The organism is Xanthomarina spongicola (assembly GCF_003148645.1).
Classification (GTDB): domain Bacteria; phylum Bacteroidota; class Bacteroidia; order Flavobacteriales; family Flavobacteriaceae; genus Xanthomarina; species Xanthomarina spongicola.
The window spans coordinates 155541-171545 of the sequence record NZ_QGGP01000005.1; the positions used below are offsets into that span (position 1 = coordinate 155541).

The window sequence follows — 16005 nt, forward strand, 5'->3', positions numbered from 1 at the left end:
ATTAAAAAAAAGAGGCTGTCTAAAAAGTAATATTTAAAATCGTCATTCTGAATTTATTTCAGAATCTCTAAAACTATTTATAGTTTATTATAAGAACCTGAAACAAGTTTAGGTTGACGAAAGTTTACTTTTTAGACAGCTTTTTATATTCTTTTAACTCTTAATTAATCAAAATCTTTTTAATTACTGACCTGTTCTCAGAGGTAATTTTTACAAGATATAATCCACTAGTATAATTTAAATCTATAAACGAATTACTGTCAATTACTTGAGACATCAACTGTCTACCATCAACTGAAAAAACTTCTATTTTGGTTTCTGTATTAATGCCTTTAATAAAAAGTCTACCACTTGTTGGATTTGGATACAGACTCACTCTTAATTCCTGAGCTTCTTCAACACTAAGATTCTGTTCCCAAGTTTCACCTACCATATCTCCCCAAATATATTCAATTAAATCTGGCTGATCGATAAACGGATTTCTATTAAACTGCCAATTGTAAATAATGTTATTTCTGTTCATTTCATAATCGTCTGGTGGATCATTTCTATGCCAATCAAGTAAGGTTTGTAAATCTCCAAACTGTCCAACCATCCCATCAGGAAAACCGTTTACAATTTCTAATCCATTATATCTTACAGCTAAATAAAATACACCTCTTGCTACATCTCCTTTAAAACCACCTAAAGTCCCTGAAGGCCCATTATACTCACCATAAAACTGATTACCACGACTACTGTTTTCTGGTCCATCTACAGCTCTTAACGCATGTGCATCGGAATTTCCATGGCGTAAAGAATCTGCTTTAGTTGTCCAAAACACATCTACACCATCTGCAATTTCGTCTTCTTCAATACTATAATATCCAGCACGTGATCTAGGAAAAGTATGTTCTCTATTCCAAGTTCCAGTATTTACAGAAGTTGTTTGGAAATCTAATTTAGCACGACCTTGTTCTAAATACACCAACCAGACTTGATTGCTATTTTCAGGATTCTGGTCTGCTTCTTTTAAAATTTCGATACAATCTGTATATGTTTGAGCTCTTACCACATTTGGATCTGCTATAATATTTTGCAAAGCTTGACGCAAAGCTACATCTGCAAAACCATCCAAGCTATTATAATATCCATCTGGTTGCGTGCTAGACACTATACCAAAAGTTGAATTTATTGGTGTACCGAAAGCAGCCATTGTAAAATCGTTATCAACCACTCGAAGTTTTAAGAAGTTATTATTTGGCACAAAAGGCCATTGTAAATTAGAAAACTTAATAAGTGGCTCCTCATCCCCTTCATCTAAAGTATCATCTATTAAAGTAATGGTTGTAGAAACGGTATTTTGACCTGATGGAATTGTAATAGTTGTATTTCCAGTAAAATCGTCTGTTGTAAAACCATAATTATCTAATGTAAAACTAAATTCGAAATCGGAAGTAACATTTTGTTGTGCTGTAAAAACGATATCAAAAATAGCATCTTCATTATATTGGGTTTGCGAAGTAGAAATAGTAATAGCATTAAAAATATCTCCACTACCATCATTCAATAATCTTGGTGTTGGCGTTCCAACAAAATAGCTACCATCGTTATTACGTTGAATAGAATTAATATTATTACTGGAGCCTTCATTAATTTGTTCAGTAACACCTAGAAGAGCCATAAGTTCAGTATCATCTGCATCACTCGTATCATAAACTAAAGCATCAATTAAATTTGTTTGAGTTGCTAATGTTCCTTCAGAAAAATCTGTTTCATCACCTAAATATATAGCTACTGCATCTGCTCCATTTTGAATCACGTTAGCTGCAATTAAATATTGTGGAAATGGCTCAACAGAATCGCTTCCAATTAAAAGTAACCCATTAGCATCTGTAGTAAAACCATCTAAATCTAAAGTAAAATAACTTGAATCTGCACCTGAGGTTGAACCATTAAAAAACACTAAAACATAGCCATTTAATGATGTGTTTGGCGTATCGGATTTTAACTCTACAAACTCTTTATCATCAATACCTGGTGAATCGCAGTCTAGCTCATTAATAACAATTTGACCAATACATTGCCAAGACAAAGCTATTAGCATGATGCTAAAAATATATTTTTTCATTTTTAGGAGAATTTATGCAAATGTAAACATCTGTTTGTCAAAAAATTATTTTATGGTTTATTAAATTATTAATTTTAACATTAATAAAACTACATTTGCAAAATGAAGAAAACAGTCTTTAAAACATTAGCAAAATTGAATAAAGCTCTATTACCAAGCTTTACCAAACAGCGTCTGGACCTAAGCAAAGCTAGTAAACTACAAATGGCAATTTTTGGTTGGAAATTGTATGTGACTAAAAATGCTTTAGATTAATTTGAATATTATTTTGATGATAAACTAAAAAAGGAATATATTTGCATCCTTAAAATGGCCTCGTGGCGCAACTGAATAGCGCACTTGATTACGGCTCAAGAGGTTACAGGTTTGAATCCTGTCGAGGTCACAATAAAACCAGTATGTTACAACGTTTTTGTAATTGCTGGTTTTTTTATTTTCAAACTATTTGCAGAAAAATAGAAAGTTTAGATTCTAAGAAATTACTTTATTAAAATTATATATTATTTTATATATTATTCACTTCAACTCTTTTATAATTAGCTCTTTTTAAATTTAGACATCATTTTCAGCATTTTTTCGCTTAATGAATATAACCAAAACAATTGCTCCCAAACTAAATGTGCTTCCTTATGAGCACGCACATTATCTGTTTGTGAAATGGCATCACTTGTTAGGCGATCTACTGAGAATTTAAGTGTTTCAGATCTATTTTCAAATTCTAAAGAATTAGAATTAGATTGGGAAACTTCAAAGTCAATAGTCTTTAATTGCATACAAACTGCATCGAGATTATCTTGAATTTTTTTTGATATTATTTTAAATTCATTAGAAGCCTCAGAGGTAGTGTGATTTTGAATATAAGCACTCAATGATGCTAAGGATGCTAAAAATCGATGATTAATTTCTACCAGTTCGTAAATATCGTTTATATGGTTTTGTTTCGACTTTGGTTCTTGAGCCATACGCTGAAAAGCAGAACTTAAGTTAGACGTTTGTAAAAAGGCTTCTTTTCTGTTTACTTTTAGACTAGTAGGCACTTTACCTTTTTGTTGGTAATAATTACTTAGAGATTTAAAAAAGGCAGTATTTGCTTTTAAGCTATCTTTTATATTATTTCCAATTTCCATAAACGACCAAGCTGGCCACAACCAACGCATTGCTAAATAAGATATTGTTGCACCAATTATTGTATCAATAACTCTATATTGAATGACCTTTAAGATATCTGGTTGTATAATGGCATAAATAAAAATAACACTCAGCGTAATAAATGTTGCAGATGCTCTATAATTTTTCTGTACCATTGAAAACGCAATAACCAAAGACAACACACCTAAAGCACCATAAACATAAGGATGATTTATTAAAAAGACCATTCCACTCGCCACAACTGCACCAATGAGTGTACCAACAATACGGTCTTTTGAGCGAGTTTTAGTAAGCCCATAACTAGGTCGCATAATAACAATTACTGTAAGAATTATCCAATATGGATTCTGCAAATCGAAAAATACACCAATCCCATAACCCAACATTACTGTAACCGCTAATCGTAAAGAATGTTTAAATATTGTGGACCTATAGCTGAGATTTCTAAGTATTAATTTTGGATTGTAATCTTGTTCGTCAATAAAACGTCTTAGGTTATCTTGGCTAACAAAATCGTCAGAAGTTAATTCAGGATTACCCAACAACCATTTAATTCTTTTAATTTTTCCGAATTGTTTTTTCTGGTAATCCAAGAAATTCTGAAGCATTAAATAGCGTTCATAATCTTCGGTATGAAATTCGCTTTTCAATTTTAAAATATCTGTTTCAAGCATTTTAAAAATATTAGAAAGCTCCTTGTTGGAAGAAAATTGATTCGCCCTATTTATATTGTTTGCAATAATTCGTAATTGACTAGACAATTCTGAAATTAATTTTTGAAAACCTGTCTTAAATTCAGGATGTGTTTCAAAAAGCGCATCCATTTTATCGTAATTTACAGGATTTGCAATGGCAGTTTCCAATAATTCTACCAACTGGACAAATACTAATAAACGCTTGCCTTGATAATTGGATTTACCTGAAGTTTTCCGGTAAGAAATTAACATCTCGCGAAAAGTCTCATGGAGTTCAGTTAATTCAGTTTGCAGAGACATTAATTGCTTTTGCAAATCAGCTCTATTAGGTTGTTCGCCTATAAGTTGACGTCTAACATCAATAAAATCTGCTGTTTGTAAAAAGATGTCGTATAAAGTTTCTTCTGTTTGTGCTTTAGGGTTGAGATAGAACCATAAAGTAGATAATAGTAAATACCACAAACCACCAACACCAATCAATAATGCGTATTGATAGACTTCCAAATCTTCTGAAGTTTGAGCAAAACTCAATACTAAGGCCAATAATCCCGAAAAGCTAATTAGTGATGCTCTAAATCCGTATATGGAAATAAATGCAATACTAAATGTTAACAAGCCTAAAAGAGGAAATAGAAATACATTTGAAATATGAAAATAACCACCAATAAAACTGATAATTACAACTAAAAATGCTGAAAAAAGAATCCCAATTTGTTTATGAATTAAACTGCCATTTACATCACTAGGTGAGCACCAAAATGCACCAAAACAAATGGCAAGCCCAATATCAAAATGATTGGTTACAATACCCAAAACAACTGGTACAGTAATAGCAATACCAATTAAAACAGCTTTTGAAAAACTTGTACTTTTTAAGAATTCTAAAAACTCCTTGGCGTGATTTGTTATGAAACTTAAAATGAGAGTTGCGTTTATTTTTACCTACCAAAGATACAACATGAATTATAATACTTGTTTTATTATCTAATATAAACTGAAAAATAAAAACTTCTTGTTTTCAACAAAAAAATTGGGTAATAATTACTCGATTGAGTAATAATTACCCAACTTGAAATTATTGACATATTTTAAATTACACACTAATAGATTGACTAACACGTGATTATCTTCCATACTAGTGTCTCCTTATGTTTTAGGCACGCCTTTGGCTATTAGTATAATAATTATATAAGTCAGTTATTAACTGCCATTAGTGATATAAAAAATATGAACTACTAGCTGATTAAAATAATTAAATATAAGTACAACATTAAAAAAATATAAGTTCTGTAAATTTTATTACCTTTAAAGTATTCCCACAGAACGAAACCTTATTAACTTAATACTAATTAGCAAATTTTATGGCTTTGAGCCATAATAAGCTATTAATAAATGTAAAATAGGAATAAAATGAAAGCACAAAAAAAATTTATAGTAATTACAGGAGGAGCAGGAGGAATTGGTCAAGCTTGTGCAAGAGTTTTTAAAAACCAACCAATAATTTTAACAGACTATTCGCAACAAAAAGTGGATGAAACTGTAGAAAAATTATCAAAACAAGGATTTGATGTTTCTGGATTCGCATGTGATATTACAGATAAAAAAGATATAGAAAAACTTACAAAATTTGTAGCAGAAAAGGGGTCGTTAAAAGCCTTTATCCATACAGCTGGAGTGAGTGGTACTGTAAAAGACTTGCATAAAGTGTATACCATAGATTTAGTGGCAACAGAACTTTTAGTAGATGCATTTTATAAACTAGCCGAAAAAGATACTGTTGCTATATTATTATCGTCTATGATGGCACATACAGTGCCTTCAAATAAAGATTATGATGACGCTCTCGTAAATCCGCAAGCTTTAGGTTCGTTTGAGACTGTGAGTAAATTTGTAAATAAAGATTCGGACCTTATGTACAACTTTGCAAAACGAGGTGTACAATTGCTAACCATTAAAAATGCCAATAAATGGGGAGAAAAAGGAGCAAGAATTGTATCTGTTTCACCAGGAGTTATTGAAACTCCTATGGCATTAAAAGCTATGGAAGAGCATCCAGAACGCATGGAGTTGATTAAAAACGCAACACCTTTAAAACGAAATGGACAACCAGAAGACGTAGCACAATTGATACACTTTTTAACAACAGATGCTGCACGTTTTATAAACAGTACAGATATTTTGGTTGATGGAGGCGTGATACACAATATCAAGAAAATGGGATAAATATTTTTTAACAATAAGAGACAAAAAAATTGTCTGTAACTAAAACTTTAAAATGTAATATTATGGAAACAATGAAGGCGGCTCGCTGGTATGCAGCCAAAGATATTAGAGTTGAGGAGACAAACATTCCTAAACCAAATGACAATCAAGTAAAAATAGAAGTAAAATTTGCAGGAATCTGTGGTTCAGATTTACACGAATATAATCATGGTCCACAATTAATTCCTGTTGATAAACCATATCCTTTAAATGGACATCAAGGTGTAACCACACTTGGTCACGAATTTTCTGGCGTAGTAGTAGAAACAGGTAAAAATGTCACTAAAATAAAAAAAGGAGATCGCGTTACCGTTGAGCCTATTTTTAGAAATCCAGAAAGCCCATTCGTACCTAAAGGCGAATATAACCTTTCAGAACCATTAGGCTTTGTAGGTCTTACTGCAAATGGTGCTTTTGCAAAATATGTGGTTGTAGAAGAATATATGGCACACAAAATGCCAGACAAAATGACTTTTGAGCAAGGTGCTATTGTTGAACCTGCTGCTGTAGCAGCATACGGAATACAACAAAGTGGAATGAAAATGGGAGATACAGTTTTAATTACTGGAGCTGGACCTATTGGTTTACTTACACTTCAAGTAGCTTTAGCTAGTGGTGCTTCGCAAGTTTATATTACAGATATCTCTGAAAGTAGATTAGCAAAAGCAAAAGAAATTGGAGCAACACAAACTTTTGATGCTAGAGATAAAAACATTCCTGAAAAAATTAAGGAATTAACAAATGTTGGTGTGGATGTATTTATCGATGCTGCAGGAGTGCAAGCCTCTTTTGATACTGGAATAGCAAGCCTTCGTAATGGAGGAACAGCAGTAATAGTAGCGCTTTTTTCAAAAGACATAACACATGATGCTCTAGACCATGCTTTAAGAGAATTAACCATAAAGGGTATTATTGGTTATCGTAATATTTTCCCAGAAGTGATTGCATTAATTAATAGTGGAAGATTACCAGTAGAAAAATTAATTACAAATATTATATCTTTAGAGGAAATTGTAGAAAACGGGTTTGATGCCTTGATAAAAGATCCATCTGAAGTAAAAATATTAGTAGATATTAGTAAATAACAGAATAATAAACATTTAAAATTTATATAAAAATGACACAATTAAATTCAATCGGACTTAATGTAAGAAAATCTGAAGTCTTAGCAGAAAAACTAAACGAACTTTTAGCAGACTATTCTATATTTTATCAAAATGTAAGAGGATACCATTGGAATATTAAAGGAGATAAATTCTTTGAATTACACGATAAATTCCAAGAACTTTATGAAAATCTATTTATAAAAATTGATGATGTAGCAGAGCGAATTAGAACGCTAGGTCACACACCAAACCACCAGTTTTCGGTATATCAAAAAGAAGCAAAAATTAAAGAAAGTAACGAAGTGTCAGACGGAGTAAAAGATGTTAAAGACATATTAGAATCGTTAAAAATTATAATTATTCTACAACGTGAAATCCTTGATTTATCAGCAGATGCAGATGACGAAGGTACAAACGCTTTAATGAGTGATTATATCAGCGAACAAGAAAAATTAGTTTGGATGTACACGGCTTATCTTAAATAAAAACTAACTTAAAATTATTAGTTATGGATTACACAGAAAACATTACAGGCATAAAAATTAACGTGCAAGCTGTTGATTTAACTTTGGGTGAAGATGTAAAAGATACAATACGCAAAGCTATTTCTCGTCTACACAGATATTATGATAGAATAGAATGGGCAGACGTATATTTTGAAGATAAAGCAGAAAAGAAAACCCAACAAAAACAAGTAAGTATTCGCCTTGGTGTACCTGGAAAAGACCCATTTGCTTCAGAATATGGAGATAACTTCCATGCGCTATTGGCAAATGTTGAAGAAAAACTTCGCAAGCAGTTAGAAAAACTTTAATATATTATAAAGTGATGCTTCATGGTCTACAAATAATTCAATGTTTAGTAGATCATGAAGTCATCTTAATCATTTAAAATATTATTAATTAAAAAACAGAACACAATTAAAAATTATTAAAAACAAAACCATGAAAAACATAATCATACCAGTTGATTTTTCACAACAATCAGAATTTGCTTTGCAAACAGGTGCTATATTAGCTAAAAAACACAATGCAACCCTACATGTATTGCATATGTTAGAGTTGTCTGATGCTTTAATTTCCATTTCAAGCAATGAGAGCAAAAATGAAATGTTTTTTATGCTTTCCCTAGCAAAAAAAAGATTCGAAACTTTTTTGGAAAAAGATTATCTGGATGGCGTTAATGTAATACCAGTTATAAAAAAGCATAAAGTTTATAAAGAAGTTGATACTGTAGCTAAAGAATTAAATGCAGATTTAATTATTATGGGTTCTCAAGGCATTACGCTTCAAGATGGCATTTTTGCAGGATCCAATGCAGAAAAAATGGTACGAAACAGTAGCACACCTGTTCTAATTGTTAAAACCGAACCTAAAGGTTTCGACCTCAACAATGTGGTACTGGCAACAGATATGAGTTTAGAAAGCGTTGAAGCTTATAAGAAAGCTAACCAGTTACTTTCAAAATTAGGAAGTAAAGTTCATCCTGTATATGTTAACAGACCAAATAATGGTTTCTTAAGTTCCAAAGAGTTCAAAAGAAAAGCAGAAGAATTTAAAATGGTTGGTGGATCGAACAAAGTAGATTTCATAGCTGGATATACTATTGAAGATGGTGTGATTCAATTTGCAGACGAAACAAACGCTGATGCTTTGGTTGTGTTAACAAATGCCAGAAAAGGTTTAAATCATTTAATCAAAGGCAGTATTTCAGAAAATCTCGCAAATCATTCAAAACGTCCAGTTTTGAGTTTTAAACTATAAACATTGACTGTTAACCTAGTAATATAAACCACTAAAACATATAACCATGGAAACATCATTTTTAAAAGCAATTAAAAATACCATAAAGCATTGGTACATTCCTTTATTTGTAGGTGTTTTCTTTGTTGTTATAAGTATTGTAGTGTTTAGTTCGCCAGAAGGTTCGTTGAGAGCCTTATCGTTGCTATTTGCTTTGTCATTTTTGATAAGTGGAGTTTCAGAAAGTGTTTTTTCATTTATAAATAAAGACAGGTTAGATAATTGGGGCTGGTCTTTAGCATTTGGTATAATAACTTCAATAGTAGGAGTATTATTATTACTAAAACCTAATTTATCCTTAACTGCTTTAGCGTTTTATATTGGCTTTGTAATTTTATTTCGTTCTATTTCAACAATTGGTTTTGCATTAGATGTTAAAAAATACGGAAGTAAACAATGGAGTGGTCTTTTAATACTTGGTATTATTGGTACAATCGTATCATTCATCCTTATTTGGAATCCGCTTTTTGCTGGATTAAGTATTGTAGTATTGGTAGCTTTAAACTTCTTGTTTGCTGGACTTTTTAGCATTTTTCTTTCGCTTCAATTCCGAAAATTACATAAGTCATCAAAAAAAATATCAGCAGATTTAGTAAAACGCTACGATGATCTTATGATAGAAATTCGTAAAGAATGGGATGATGAATAGAAGAAAAAAAATGACAATAAGTTAAGTATAAATTAAATCAGTACAAATGAAGAATTAAACCTATAGATTAATAACTATTTAATTCAATATATTTTTTTGCTCCAGTATTATTCATATAATTCACTTTAAAACCAATTAAAAATGAAAGACAAAAAATCAAAACTCACAAGACAAACTGGAGCACCAGTTGGAGATAATCAAAACGTACAAACTGCAGGGCCAAGAGGACCAATGTTAATGCAAGATGCTTGGTTTCTTGAAAAAATGGCAAACTTTGACAGAGAGGTTATTCCAGAAAGAAGAATGCATGCAAAAGGCTCAGGTGCTTTCGGAACTTTTACAGTTACTCACGACATTACTAAATACACAAAAGCCAAATTTTTTAACGAAGTTGGAAAAAAGACTGAAATGTTTAGCCGATTTTCTACTGTTGCTGGAGAAAGAGGTGCTGCTGATGCCGAAAGAGATATTAGAGGTTTCGCATTAAAATTTTATACCGAAGAAGGTATTTGGGATTTGGTAGGAAATAACACACCAGTATTTTTCTTTCGAGACCCAATGAAATTTCCAGACTTAAATCGTGCTGTAAAACGCGACCCTAAAACCAATTTAAGAAGTGCCAATAACAACTGGGATTTTTGGACCTTGCTTCCTGAATCACTACATCAGGTTACCATAACCATGAGTGATCGTGGTATACCAAAAGGATATAGACACATGCACGGTTTTGGAAGCCATACCTTTAGTTTTATCAATAAAGACAACGTTAGGCATTGGGTAAAGTTTCATTTTGTGTCGCAACAAGGTATTAAAAACTTGTCTGATGAAGAAGCTATGAAAATAGTTGGAATGGACAGAGAATCATCTCAAAGAGATCTTTTTGATGCCATTGAAGGAAAAGATTTCCCTAAATGGAAAATGTTTGTTCAGGTAATGACAGAAGATGAAGCAAAAACATATCGTTTTCATCCTTTCGATTTAACCAAAGTGTGGTCTAAAAAAGATTTTCCACTTATTCCTGTTGGCGAATTTGAACTGAACAGAAATCCAGAAAACTATTTTCAAGATGTAGAACAAGCTGCTTTTAATCCGTTAAATGTAGTGCCTGGTATTGGCTTTTCACCAGATAAAATGCTACAAGGACGTTTGTTTTCTTATGGTGATGCGCAACGCTATAGATTGGGCGTAAATCATTATCAAATTCCTGTAAACAAACCAACTTGTCCTTATCATTCAAATCATAGAGATGGAACCATGCGTGTCGACGGAAATCATGGAGGCACCTTACATTACGAGCCAAATAGTTATGGTGAATGGCAAGAACAACCAGATGCAAAAGAACCACCTTTAGAGTTAGATGGTAGTGCTTATGCTCACAATTTTAGGGATGATGATGAAGATTACTTCACACAACCAGGAGACTTGTTCCGCATTATTAAAGCCGATGGTAAAGCAGATGTATTATTTAAAAATACAGCAGCACAAGTAGGTGGAGCAGAGAAATTTATTCAGATCCGCCATATTAGAAACTGTTTTAAAGCAGATCCAGAATATGGACAAGGTGTGGCAAAAGCACTAGGTTTAACGATGGATGAAGTTAATAATTTCGATATGACACCTTTTGATAAATGGGCACCAAGACCAAGTAATTGATGGGATAAGAAATTTATATAGAATTTGTAATGGATTTTATCACAAAAATTAAATTTTATAAACATGAAAAATTCAGCAAAAAAGGTAGTAGAGAATATGTTCGCTGCATTTAGCAGTGGCGATGCAGATAAATTTGTAGCATCAGTTTCAGACGATACTGTTTGGATTTATCATGGCACACAAATTATCCCAAAAGGAAAGTTTGAAAAAAAAGAAGGTGTAAGAGCTTTTTATAATAATATTATGGAAAGAACTGAAATCATCAACTTTGAACCACTACAATATATCGTTGAAGGTAATATGGTTGTAGTCTTAGGACGTGAACATCAAAAAATAAAACGATCTGGAAGAGAATTGAAACAAGATTGGGTTCAAATCTATACAGTTGAAAATGATTTAATTAAAAAAATGGAGGAATTTGCAAGTTCAGAAGAAGTAACGCAATAAAATTAGGGAATATGAAGAATGAAACAACAAATAATAATCCGCTTTTATGCGATATAGAAACAGGAATGTGTGAAACTACAGATGAAGCAACAAATATTGCATCTCAAAGTTTAGAACAATCCACAGAGAAATCAGTAAAACTCATATATTATACAGACCCTATTTGCTCATCGTGTTGGGGAATTGAACCACAATTACGAAAATTGAAACTAGAATATGGCAATGTTGTTGAGATAGAATATAGAATGGGAGGTTTATTACCAGATTGGAGTTACAATAGTGGTGGGATTGGCAAACCTTCGGACGTGGCTTCTCATTGGGACGAAGTGAGTTTACATTACGATATGCCAATTGATGGAGATCTTTGGTTAGAAGATCCTTTAGACTCTTCGTATCCACCATCTATTGCGTTTAAAGCTGCTCAAATTCAAGATGAAGAAAAAGCTCTTTTGTTTATGCGAGAAATAAGAGAATTAGTGTTCTTAAAAAAGAAAAATATCGCAAAGTGGGAACATTTAGCAACTGCAGCAAAAACTGTTGGACTAAATGTCGAACAATTAAAAACCGATTTTGAAGATAAAGCAAAGGCATTGTTTCAAGACGATTTAAAATTAGGAAGAGAGCTTGGAGTAAGAGGGTTTCCAACGATTTTCTTTATTGACAATTCTGGAAATAAAGAAATAGTATATGGTACAAGGCCTTATGCATTTTATGAAATGGCAATTCTAAAACTGAATCCTAATGCTACAAAAAGTGAATACAGTAAAAATTGGGAAATACTCTTCTCAAAATATAATTCGCTCACAGCTAAAGAGTATTCTGAACTCTCTGGAACACCAAGAAATGAAAGTGAAACTATTTTGAATGAACTTTCAAAAAATGGTAAATTGCAAATACTAACCACAAAAAACGGTTCTATTTGGACGATTAAAAAATAATCAATTAAAACTTTTATACAATGGGAAAATATACAAGCTTATCTGAAGCCATAAACGACCTCACAAAAAAAGGTTACACCTATAATTTTAATATGAAAGAAGAGTTCATAGAATGTGCTGAACAAAATTGTCAATTACAACCAGACGAGTTTAATATAGATGAAAAACATCGTTTTCAAGAAATGTCAGATGTCGACAATGAAAGTGTTTTATACGCCATTTCATCAAAAGATGGAAAAATAAAAGGGTTATTAGTAAATGCTTACGGAATTTATGCAGATTATGCATCCTTTAAACTAGTTCAAAAATTAAACAGACCAGAACGATAATATTATTATGTCTAACATCAAACTTATCATAGAAGAAAGAGCTGCCAATATTGGAAAATTTATGGTAGGTAGATTATTACCGTTTCGTCAAAAGCGAATGGTTGGTCCTTTTATTTACATAGACCACATGGGACCTGTTAAATTAAATGAGCGTCAAAATTTTGATGTATTACCACATCCTCATATAGGCTTATCAACCCTTACATTTTTATTTGAAGGTAGCATTATGCATCGTGACACGTTGGGTAATGAAATAGAAATAAAACCTGGAGCTGTTAACTGGATGACAGCAGGAAAAGGCATTGTACATTCTGAACGAACACCAGAATATTTGCGAGACTCGCCCTTATATATGCATGGTTTACAAATTTGGGTAGCATTGCCAAAATATTTGGAACAAATGGATCCGCAATTTTCTCATATTGAAGAAAAAGATATTCCTAGTTGGGAAGAAGGAGACTTACAATTCAAATTAGTTGCTGGCGAAGCATTTGGTAAAAAATCACCAGTTCCTGTTTTTAGCAAACTATTTATGCTTGAAATAAAAAGCAAAACAAAACAAGTTGTAAATATTGGCAACGAACTTTATGGTGAAGCTGGTTTGTATATTCTTAATGGTGCCATTGAAAGCGAAGGCAATATTTATGAACCAAAACAATTATTAGTGGCAAAAGACAGCTCACTTTGTGAGTTTACCATTCAGGAAAATAGCACCATTTATATTTTTGGAGGCGAACCTTTTCCTGAAGAACGTTTTATCGATTGGAATTTTGTGTCTTCAGATAAAGAGTTAATTGGCCAAGCCAAACAAAAATGGAAAGACCAAGCATTCGATAAAATAAAAGGAGACGAAACTGAGTATATCCCTTATCCAACTTTCAACAGAAAGTAAAACAAGCATATTTGCGTATTGAATTAATAAATAGACCAGTAGCACATAATAAATATGCTATTCTTGAAGAGGTTACATTTAAACTTATCAAAGTTATTCGTTTATTAATAAAACAGGTTAGTTTATTATCATCATTTTTGTAATATTGATTTAAATTTGAGCTTTAGACCTTTTATTTAAAAACAAACTTATGCTAAACTAACTAACTTAGATGATAAAAAAAGTATTCCTCACACCTTTTCAGAAATTCGTAAAAATTCAAAGCCTTAGTGGTATCTTGTTGCTGCTAACTACAATTATTGCTTTAGTTTGGGCAAATTCATCATTTGGTAATATATATAGAGAACTTTGGCAGTATGATATTGGCATTGTAACCGATAGCTTCGAATTTAAAAAACCTTTAATTCTATGGATTAATGATGGATTAATGGCAGTTTTCTTTTTTCTTATAGGTTTAGAAATTAAAAGAGAGTTGATGATTGGCGAACTCAATTCCATGAAAAAAATTGCCTTTCCATTAGTTGGTGCATTAGGAGGCATGTTGGTTCCTGTGGTATTATTTTTAGTCTTGAATCAAAATCCTGAAACGACAAAAGGTTGGGGAATTCCTATGGCGACTGATATTGCCTTTTCCTTGGCCGTTTTAAATGTATTAGGAAAACGTGTACCATTGAGCCTCAAAATATTTTTAACAGCTTTTGCAATTGTAGATGATATTGGCGCAGTATTGGTAATCGCTTTATTTTATAGTGGAACTATTAATATTAGTATGTTATTTATTGCTATATGTATGCTTGCTGTATTATACTTATTTTCTTTTAAAGGCTTTTACTCAAAATATGTGTTTTTCTTTTTTGGGACAGTTATTTGGTTTTTATTCTTAAATTCTGGAATTCATCCAACTGTGGCTGGTATTCTAATGGCATTTTCTGTTCCAATTAGACAAAAAATTGATACAACAACATTTTTAGAACAACTAGAAAATGTCTATAAGGATATTAAGAATACTAGTATTCTTCAAAAACCAATTTTATCTAAAGAGCAAATTATACTTGTTGACGATTTAGAAGACTGGGCTTCCCAATTCCAGTCGCCTTTACAGAGGTTAGAACATGATCTACATGGCTGGGTTGCTTATTTTATTATTCCAATATTTGCACTCGCAAATGCTGGAGTACTGATTGATAGCTCAGCGTATTTAGACACTGCTTTAGTAACCAATATTATAATTTGTTTAGTATTGGGCAAAGGCATCGGAATTACATCAATTGTTTTGCTAGCAAAAAAAATAAAACTGATAGCTATTCCAAGCGATATAGGTGTCAAACAAATTATAGGTGTTTCTTTTTTAGCAGGAATTGGTTTTACTATGGCAATTTTTATTGCGAGTTTAGCTTTTGCATCTACACCAGAATTTATAGATTCAGCTAAAATAGGCATCCTTATTGGGTCTTTTATTTCTGCAATAATTGGTTATTTGATTTTGAGGATTAGTTCAAATAAAACTGAGAGTTTTAACGATTAAAAAATAAAAGCTGGTAAGATTACATTTTTCTTAAATTTAACAATACCAATTAAAACAGCTTTTGAAAAACTTGTACTTTTTAAGAATTCTAAAAACTCCTTGGCGTGATTTGTTATGAAATTTGAAATAAGATTTATTTTTTTAATAGTTGATTCAAAGATACAACATCATTAACGAAGCTTATTTATTATTTGGAGCACAATCAAAAAGTGTTTTTAAACAGTAAACATATTAAGAAAAAACCCTGTCTTCAATGGCACTTGAAACAGGGTTTTAACATTAAACATAACTAAATTAAACAATTACTTAAAGCACAAATATTTTATCTGCGTTTTCTAGTTTGTTTTGCTTCTAATTTCATTAAAATCTTTTCTTGTCTTTTTTCTTTCAAATCAACTTTAGGAGCTTTTAAATTTTTATTTCTTGCCATGATTTCTAAATTTTAATT

At 31.7% G+C, this 16005-nt stretch carries 15 protein-coding genes and 1 tRNA gene; 14 read left to right on the forward strand and 2 right to left on the reverse strand.

What is annotated here, in order from left to right; translation table 11 throughout:
- Positions 1–160 precede the first annotated feature (160 nt).
- A complete protein-coding gene (locus LX78_RS10985; protein WP_109682710.1) occupies positions 161–2110 on the reverse strand; it encodes an endonuclease in 1950 nt (649 codons plus the stop codon).
- Positions 2111–2212: 102 nt separating this feature from the next.
- Here LX78_RS10985 and LX78_RS10990 point away from each other — a divergent pair, with 102 nt between their 5' ends.
- Positions 2213–2365, forward strand: coding sequence for an SsrA-binding protein (locus LX78_RS10990; RefSeq protein WP_109682711.1), 153 nt, complete (start codon positions 2213–2215; stop codon positions 2363–2365).
- A gap of 56 nt (positions 2366–2421) precedes the next feature.
- Positions 2422–2495, forward strand: a tRNA-Arg gene (locus LX78_RS10995).
- Between the two features lie 151 nt (positions 2496–2646).
- Here LX78_RS10995 and LX78_RS11000 read toward each other — a convergent pair.
- Positions 2647–4767: an FUSC family protein gene (locus LX78_RS11000; protein ID WP_245881520.1), complete on the reverse strand. Its 2121-nt coding sequence runs from the start codon at positions 4765–4767 to the stop codon at positions 2647–2649.
- A gap of 597 nt (positions 4768–5364) precedes the next feature.
- Here LX78_RS11000 and LX78_RS11005 point away from each other — a divergent pair.
- From LX78_RS11005 to nhaA, 12 genes are all read left to right on the forward strand, one after another.
- Entirely contained in the window at positions 5365–6177 is an 813-nt protein-coding gene (locus tag LX78_RS11005) for an SDR family oxidoreductase (protein ID WP_109682713.1), read from the forward strand.
- A 62-nt stretch (positions 6178–6239) separates the two neighbouring features.
- Positions 6240–7301 carry a 2,3-butanediol dehydrogenase gene (locus LX78_RS11010; RefSeq protein WP_109682714.1) on the forward strand — a complete coding sequence of 354 codons (1062 nt, stop codon included), beginning with the start codon at positions 6240–6242 and terminating at the stop codon, positions 7299–7301.
- 32 nt (positions 7302–7333) lie between these two features.
- Positions 7334–7807 (forward strand): Dps family protein, encoded by a 474-nt coding sequence (locus LX78_RS11015; protein WP_109682715.1) that lies wholly within the window; start codon positions 7334–7336, stop codon positions 7805–7807.
- A gap of 23 nt (positions 7808–7830) precedes the next feature.
- The gene (locus LX78_RS11020) at positions 7831–8136 is read left to right on the forward strand and encodes an HPF/RaiA family ribosome-associated protein (protein ID WP_109682716.1); all 306 of its coding nucleotides are present in this window, start codon (positions 7831–7833) and stop codon (positions 8134–8136) included.
- A gap of 130 nt (positions 8137–8266) precedes the next feature.
- The gene (locus tag LX78_RS11025) at positions 8267–9085 is read left to right on the forward strand and encodes a universal stress protein (protein WP_109682717.1); all 819 of its coding nucleotides are present in this window, start codon (positions 8267–8269) and stop codon (positions 9083–9085) included.
- Between the two features lie 46 nt (positions 9086–9131).
- The gene (locus tag LX78_RS11030) at positions 9132–9773 is read left to right on the forward strand and encodes an HdeD family acid-resistance protein (protein WP_109682718.1); all 642 of its coding nucleotides are present in this window, start codon (positions 9132–9134) and stop codon (positions 9771–9773) included.
- A gap of 141 nt (positions 9774–9914) precedes the next feature.
- Positions 9915–11426: a catalase gene (locus LX78_RS11035; RefSeq protein ID WP_109682719.1), complete on the forward strand. Its 1512-nt coding sequence runs from the start codon at positions 9915–9917 to the stop codon at positions 11424–11426.
- 63 nt (positions 11427–11489) lie between these two features.
- Positions 11490–11873, forward strand: coding sequence for a nuclear transport factor 2 family protein (locus tag LX78_RS11040; protein WP_109682720.1), 384 nt, complete (start codon positions 11490–11492; stop codon positions 11871–11873).
- Positions 11874–11884: 11 nt separating this feature from the next.
- A complete protein-coding gene (locus LX78_RS11045; protein WP_109682721.1) occupies positions 11885–12811 on the forward strand; it encodes a DsbA family protein in 927 nt (308 codons plus the stop codon).
- A 20-nt stretch (positions 12812–12831) separates the two neighbouring features.
- A complete protein-coding gene (locus LX78_RS11050; RefSeq protein WP_109682722.1) occupies positions 12832–13140 on the forward strand; it encodes a phosphoribosylpyrophosphate synthetase in 309 nt (102 codons plus the stop codon).
- A 7-nt stretch (positions 13141–13147) separates the two neighbouring features.
- Complete coding sequence (locus LX78_RS11055; protein ID WP_109682723.1) at positions 13148–14032, forward strand: pirin family protein; 885 nt, start codon at positions 13148–13150, stop codon at positions 14030–14032.
- Between the two features lie 211 nt (positions 14033–14243).
- Positions 14244–15557, forward strand: coding sequence for a Na+/H+ antiporter NhaA (nhaA, locus tag LX78_RS11060; protein WP_109682724.1), 1314 nt, complete (start codon positions 14244–14246; stop codon positions 15555–15557).
- Positions 15558–16005 lie beyond the last annotated feature (448 nt).

Bases quoted from the DNA above. Each gene is read 5' to 3' on its own strand.
- LX78_RS11025 (WP_109682717.1), top strand. From the start codon at position 8,267: ATGAAAAACATAATCATACCAGTTGATTTTTCACAACAATCAGAATTT.
- nhaA (WP_109682724.1), top strand. From the start codon at position 14,244: ATGATAAAAAAAGTATTCCTCACACCTTTTCAGAAATTCGTAAAAATT.
- LX78_RS11045 (WP_109682721.1), top strand. From the start codon at position 11,885: ATGAAGAATGAAACAACAAATAATAATCCGCTTTTATGCGATATAGAA.
- LX78_RS11030 (WP_109682718.1), top strand. From the start codon at position 9,132: ATGGAAACATCATTTTTAAAAGCAATTAAAAATACCATAAAGCATTGG.
- LX78_RS11035 (WP_109682719.1), top strand. From the start codon at position 9,915: ATGAAAGACAAAAAATCAAAACTCACAAGACAAACTGGAGCACCAGTT.
- LX78_RS10990 (WP_109682711.1), top strand. From the start codon at position 2,213: ATGAAGAAAACAGTCTTTAAAACATTAGCAAAATTGAATAAAGCTCTA.
- LX78_RS10985 (WP_109682710.1), bottom strand. From the start codon at position 2,110: ATGAAAAAATATATTTTTAGCATCATGCTAATAGCTTTGTCTTGGCAA.
- LX78_RS11040 (WP_109682720.1), top strand. From the start codon at position 11,490: ATGAAAAATTCAGCAAAAAAGGTAGTAGAGAATATGTTCGCTGCATTT.
- LX78_RS11010 (WP_109682714.1), top strand. From the start codon at position 6,240: ATGGAAACAATGAAGGCGGCTCGCTGGTATGCAGCCAAAGATATTAGA.
- LX78_RS11050 (WP_109682722.1), top strand. From the start codon at position 12,832: ATGGGAAAATATACAAGCTTATCTGAAGCCATAAACGACCTCACAAAA.
- LX78_RS11055 (WP_109682723.1), top strand. From the start codon at position 13,148: ATGTCTAACATCAAACTTATCATAGAAGAAAGAGCTGCCAATATTGGA.
- LX78_RS11015 (WP_109682715.1), top strand. From the start codon at position 7,334: ATGACACAATTAAATTCAATCGGACTTAATGTAAGAAAATCTGAAGTC.
- LX78_RS11005 (WP_109682713.1), top strand. From the start codon at position 5,365: ATGAAAGCACAAAAAAAATTTATAGTAATTACAGGAGGAGCAGGAGGA.
- LX78_RS11020 (WP_109682716.1), top strand. From the start codon at position 7,831: ATGGATTACACAGAAAACATTACAGGCATAAAAATTAACGTGCAAGCT.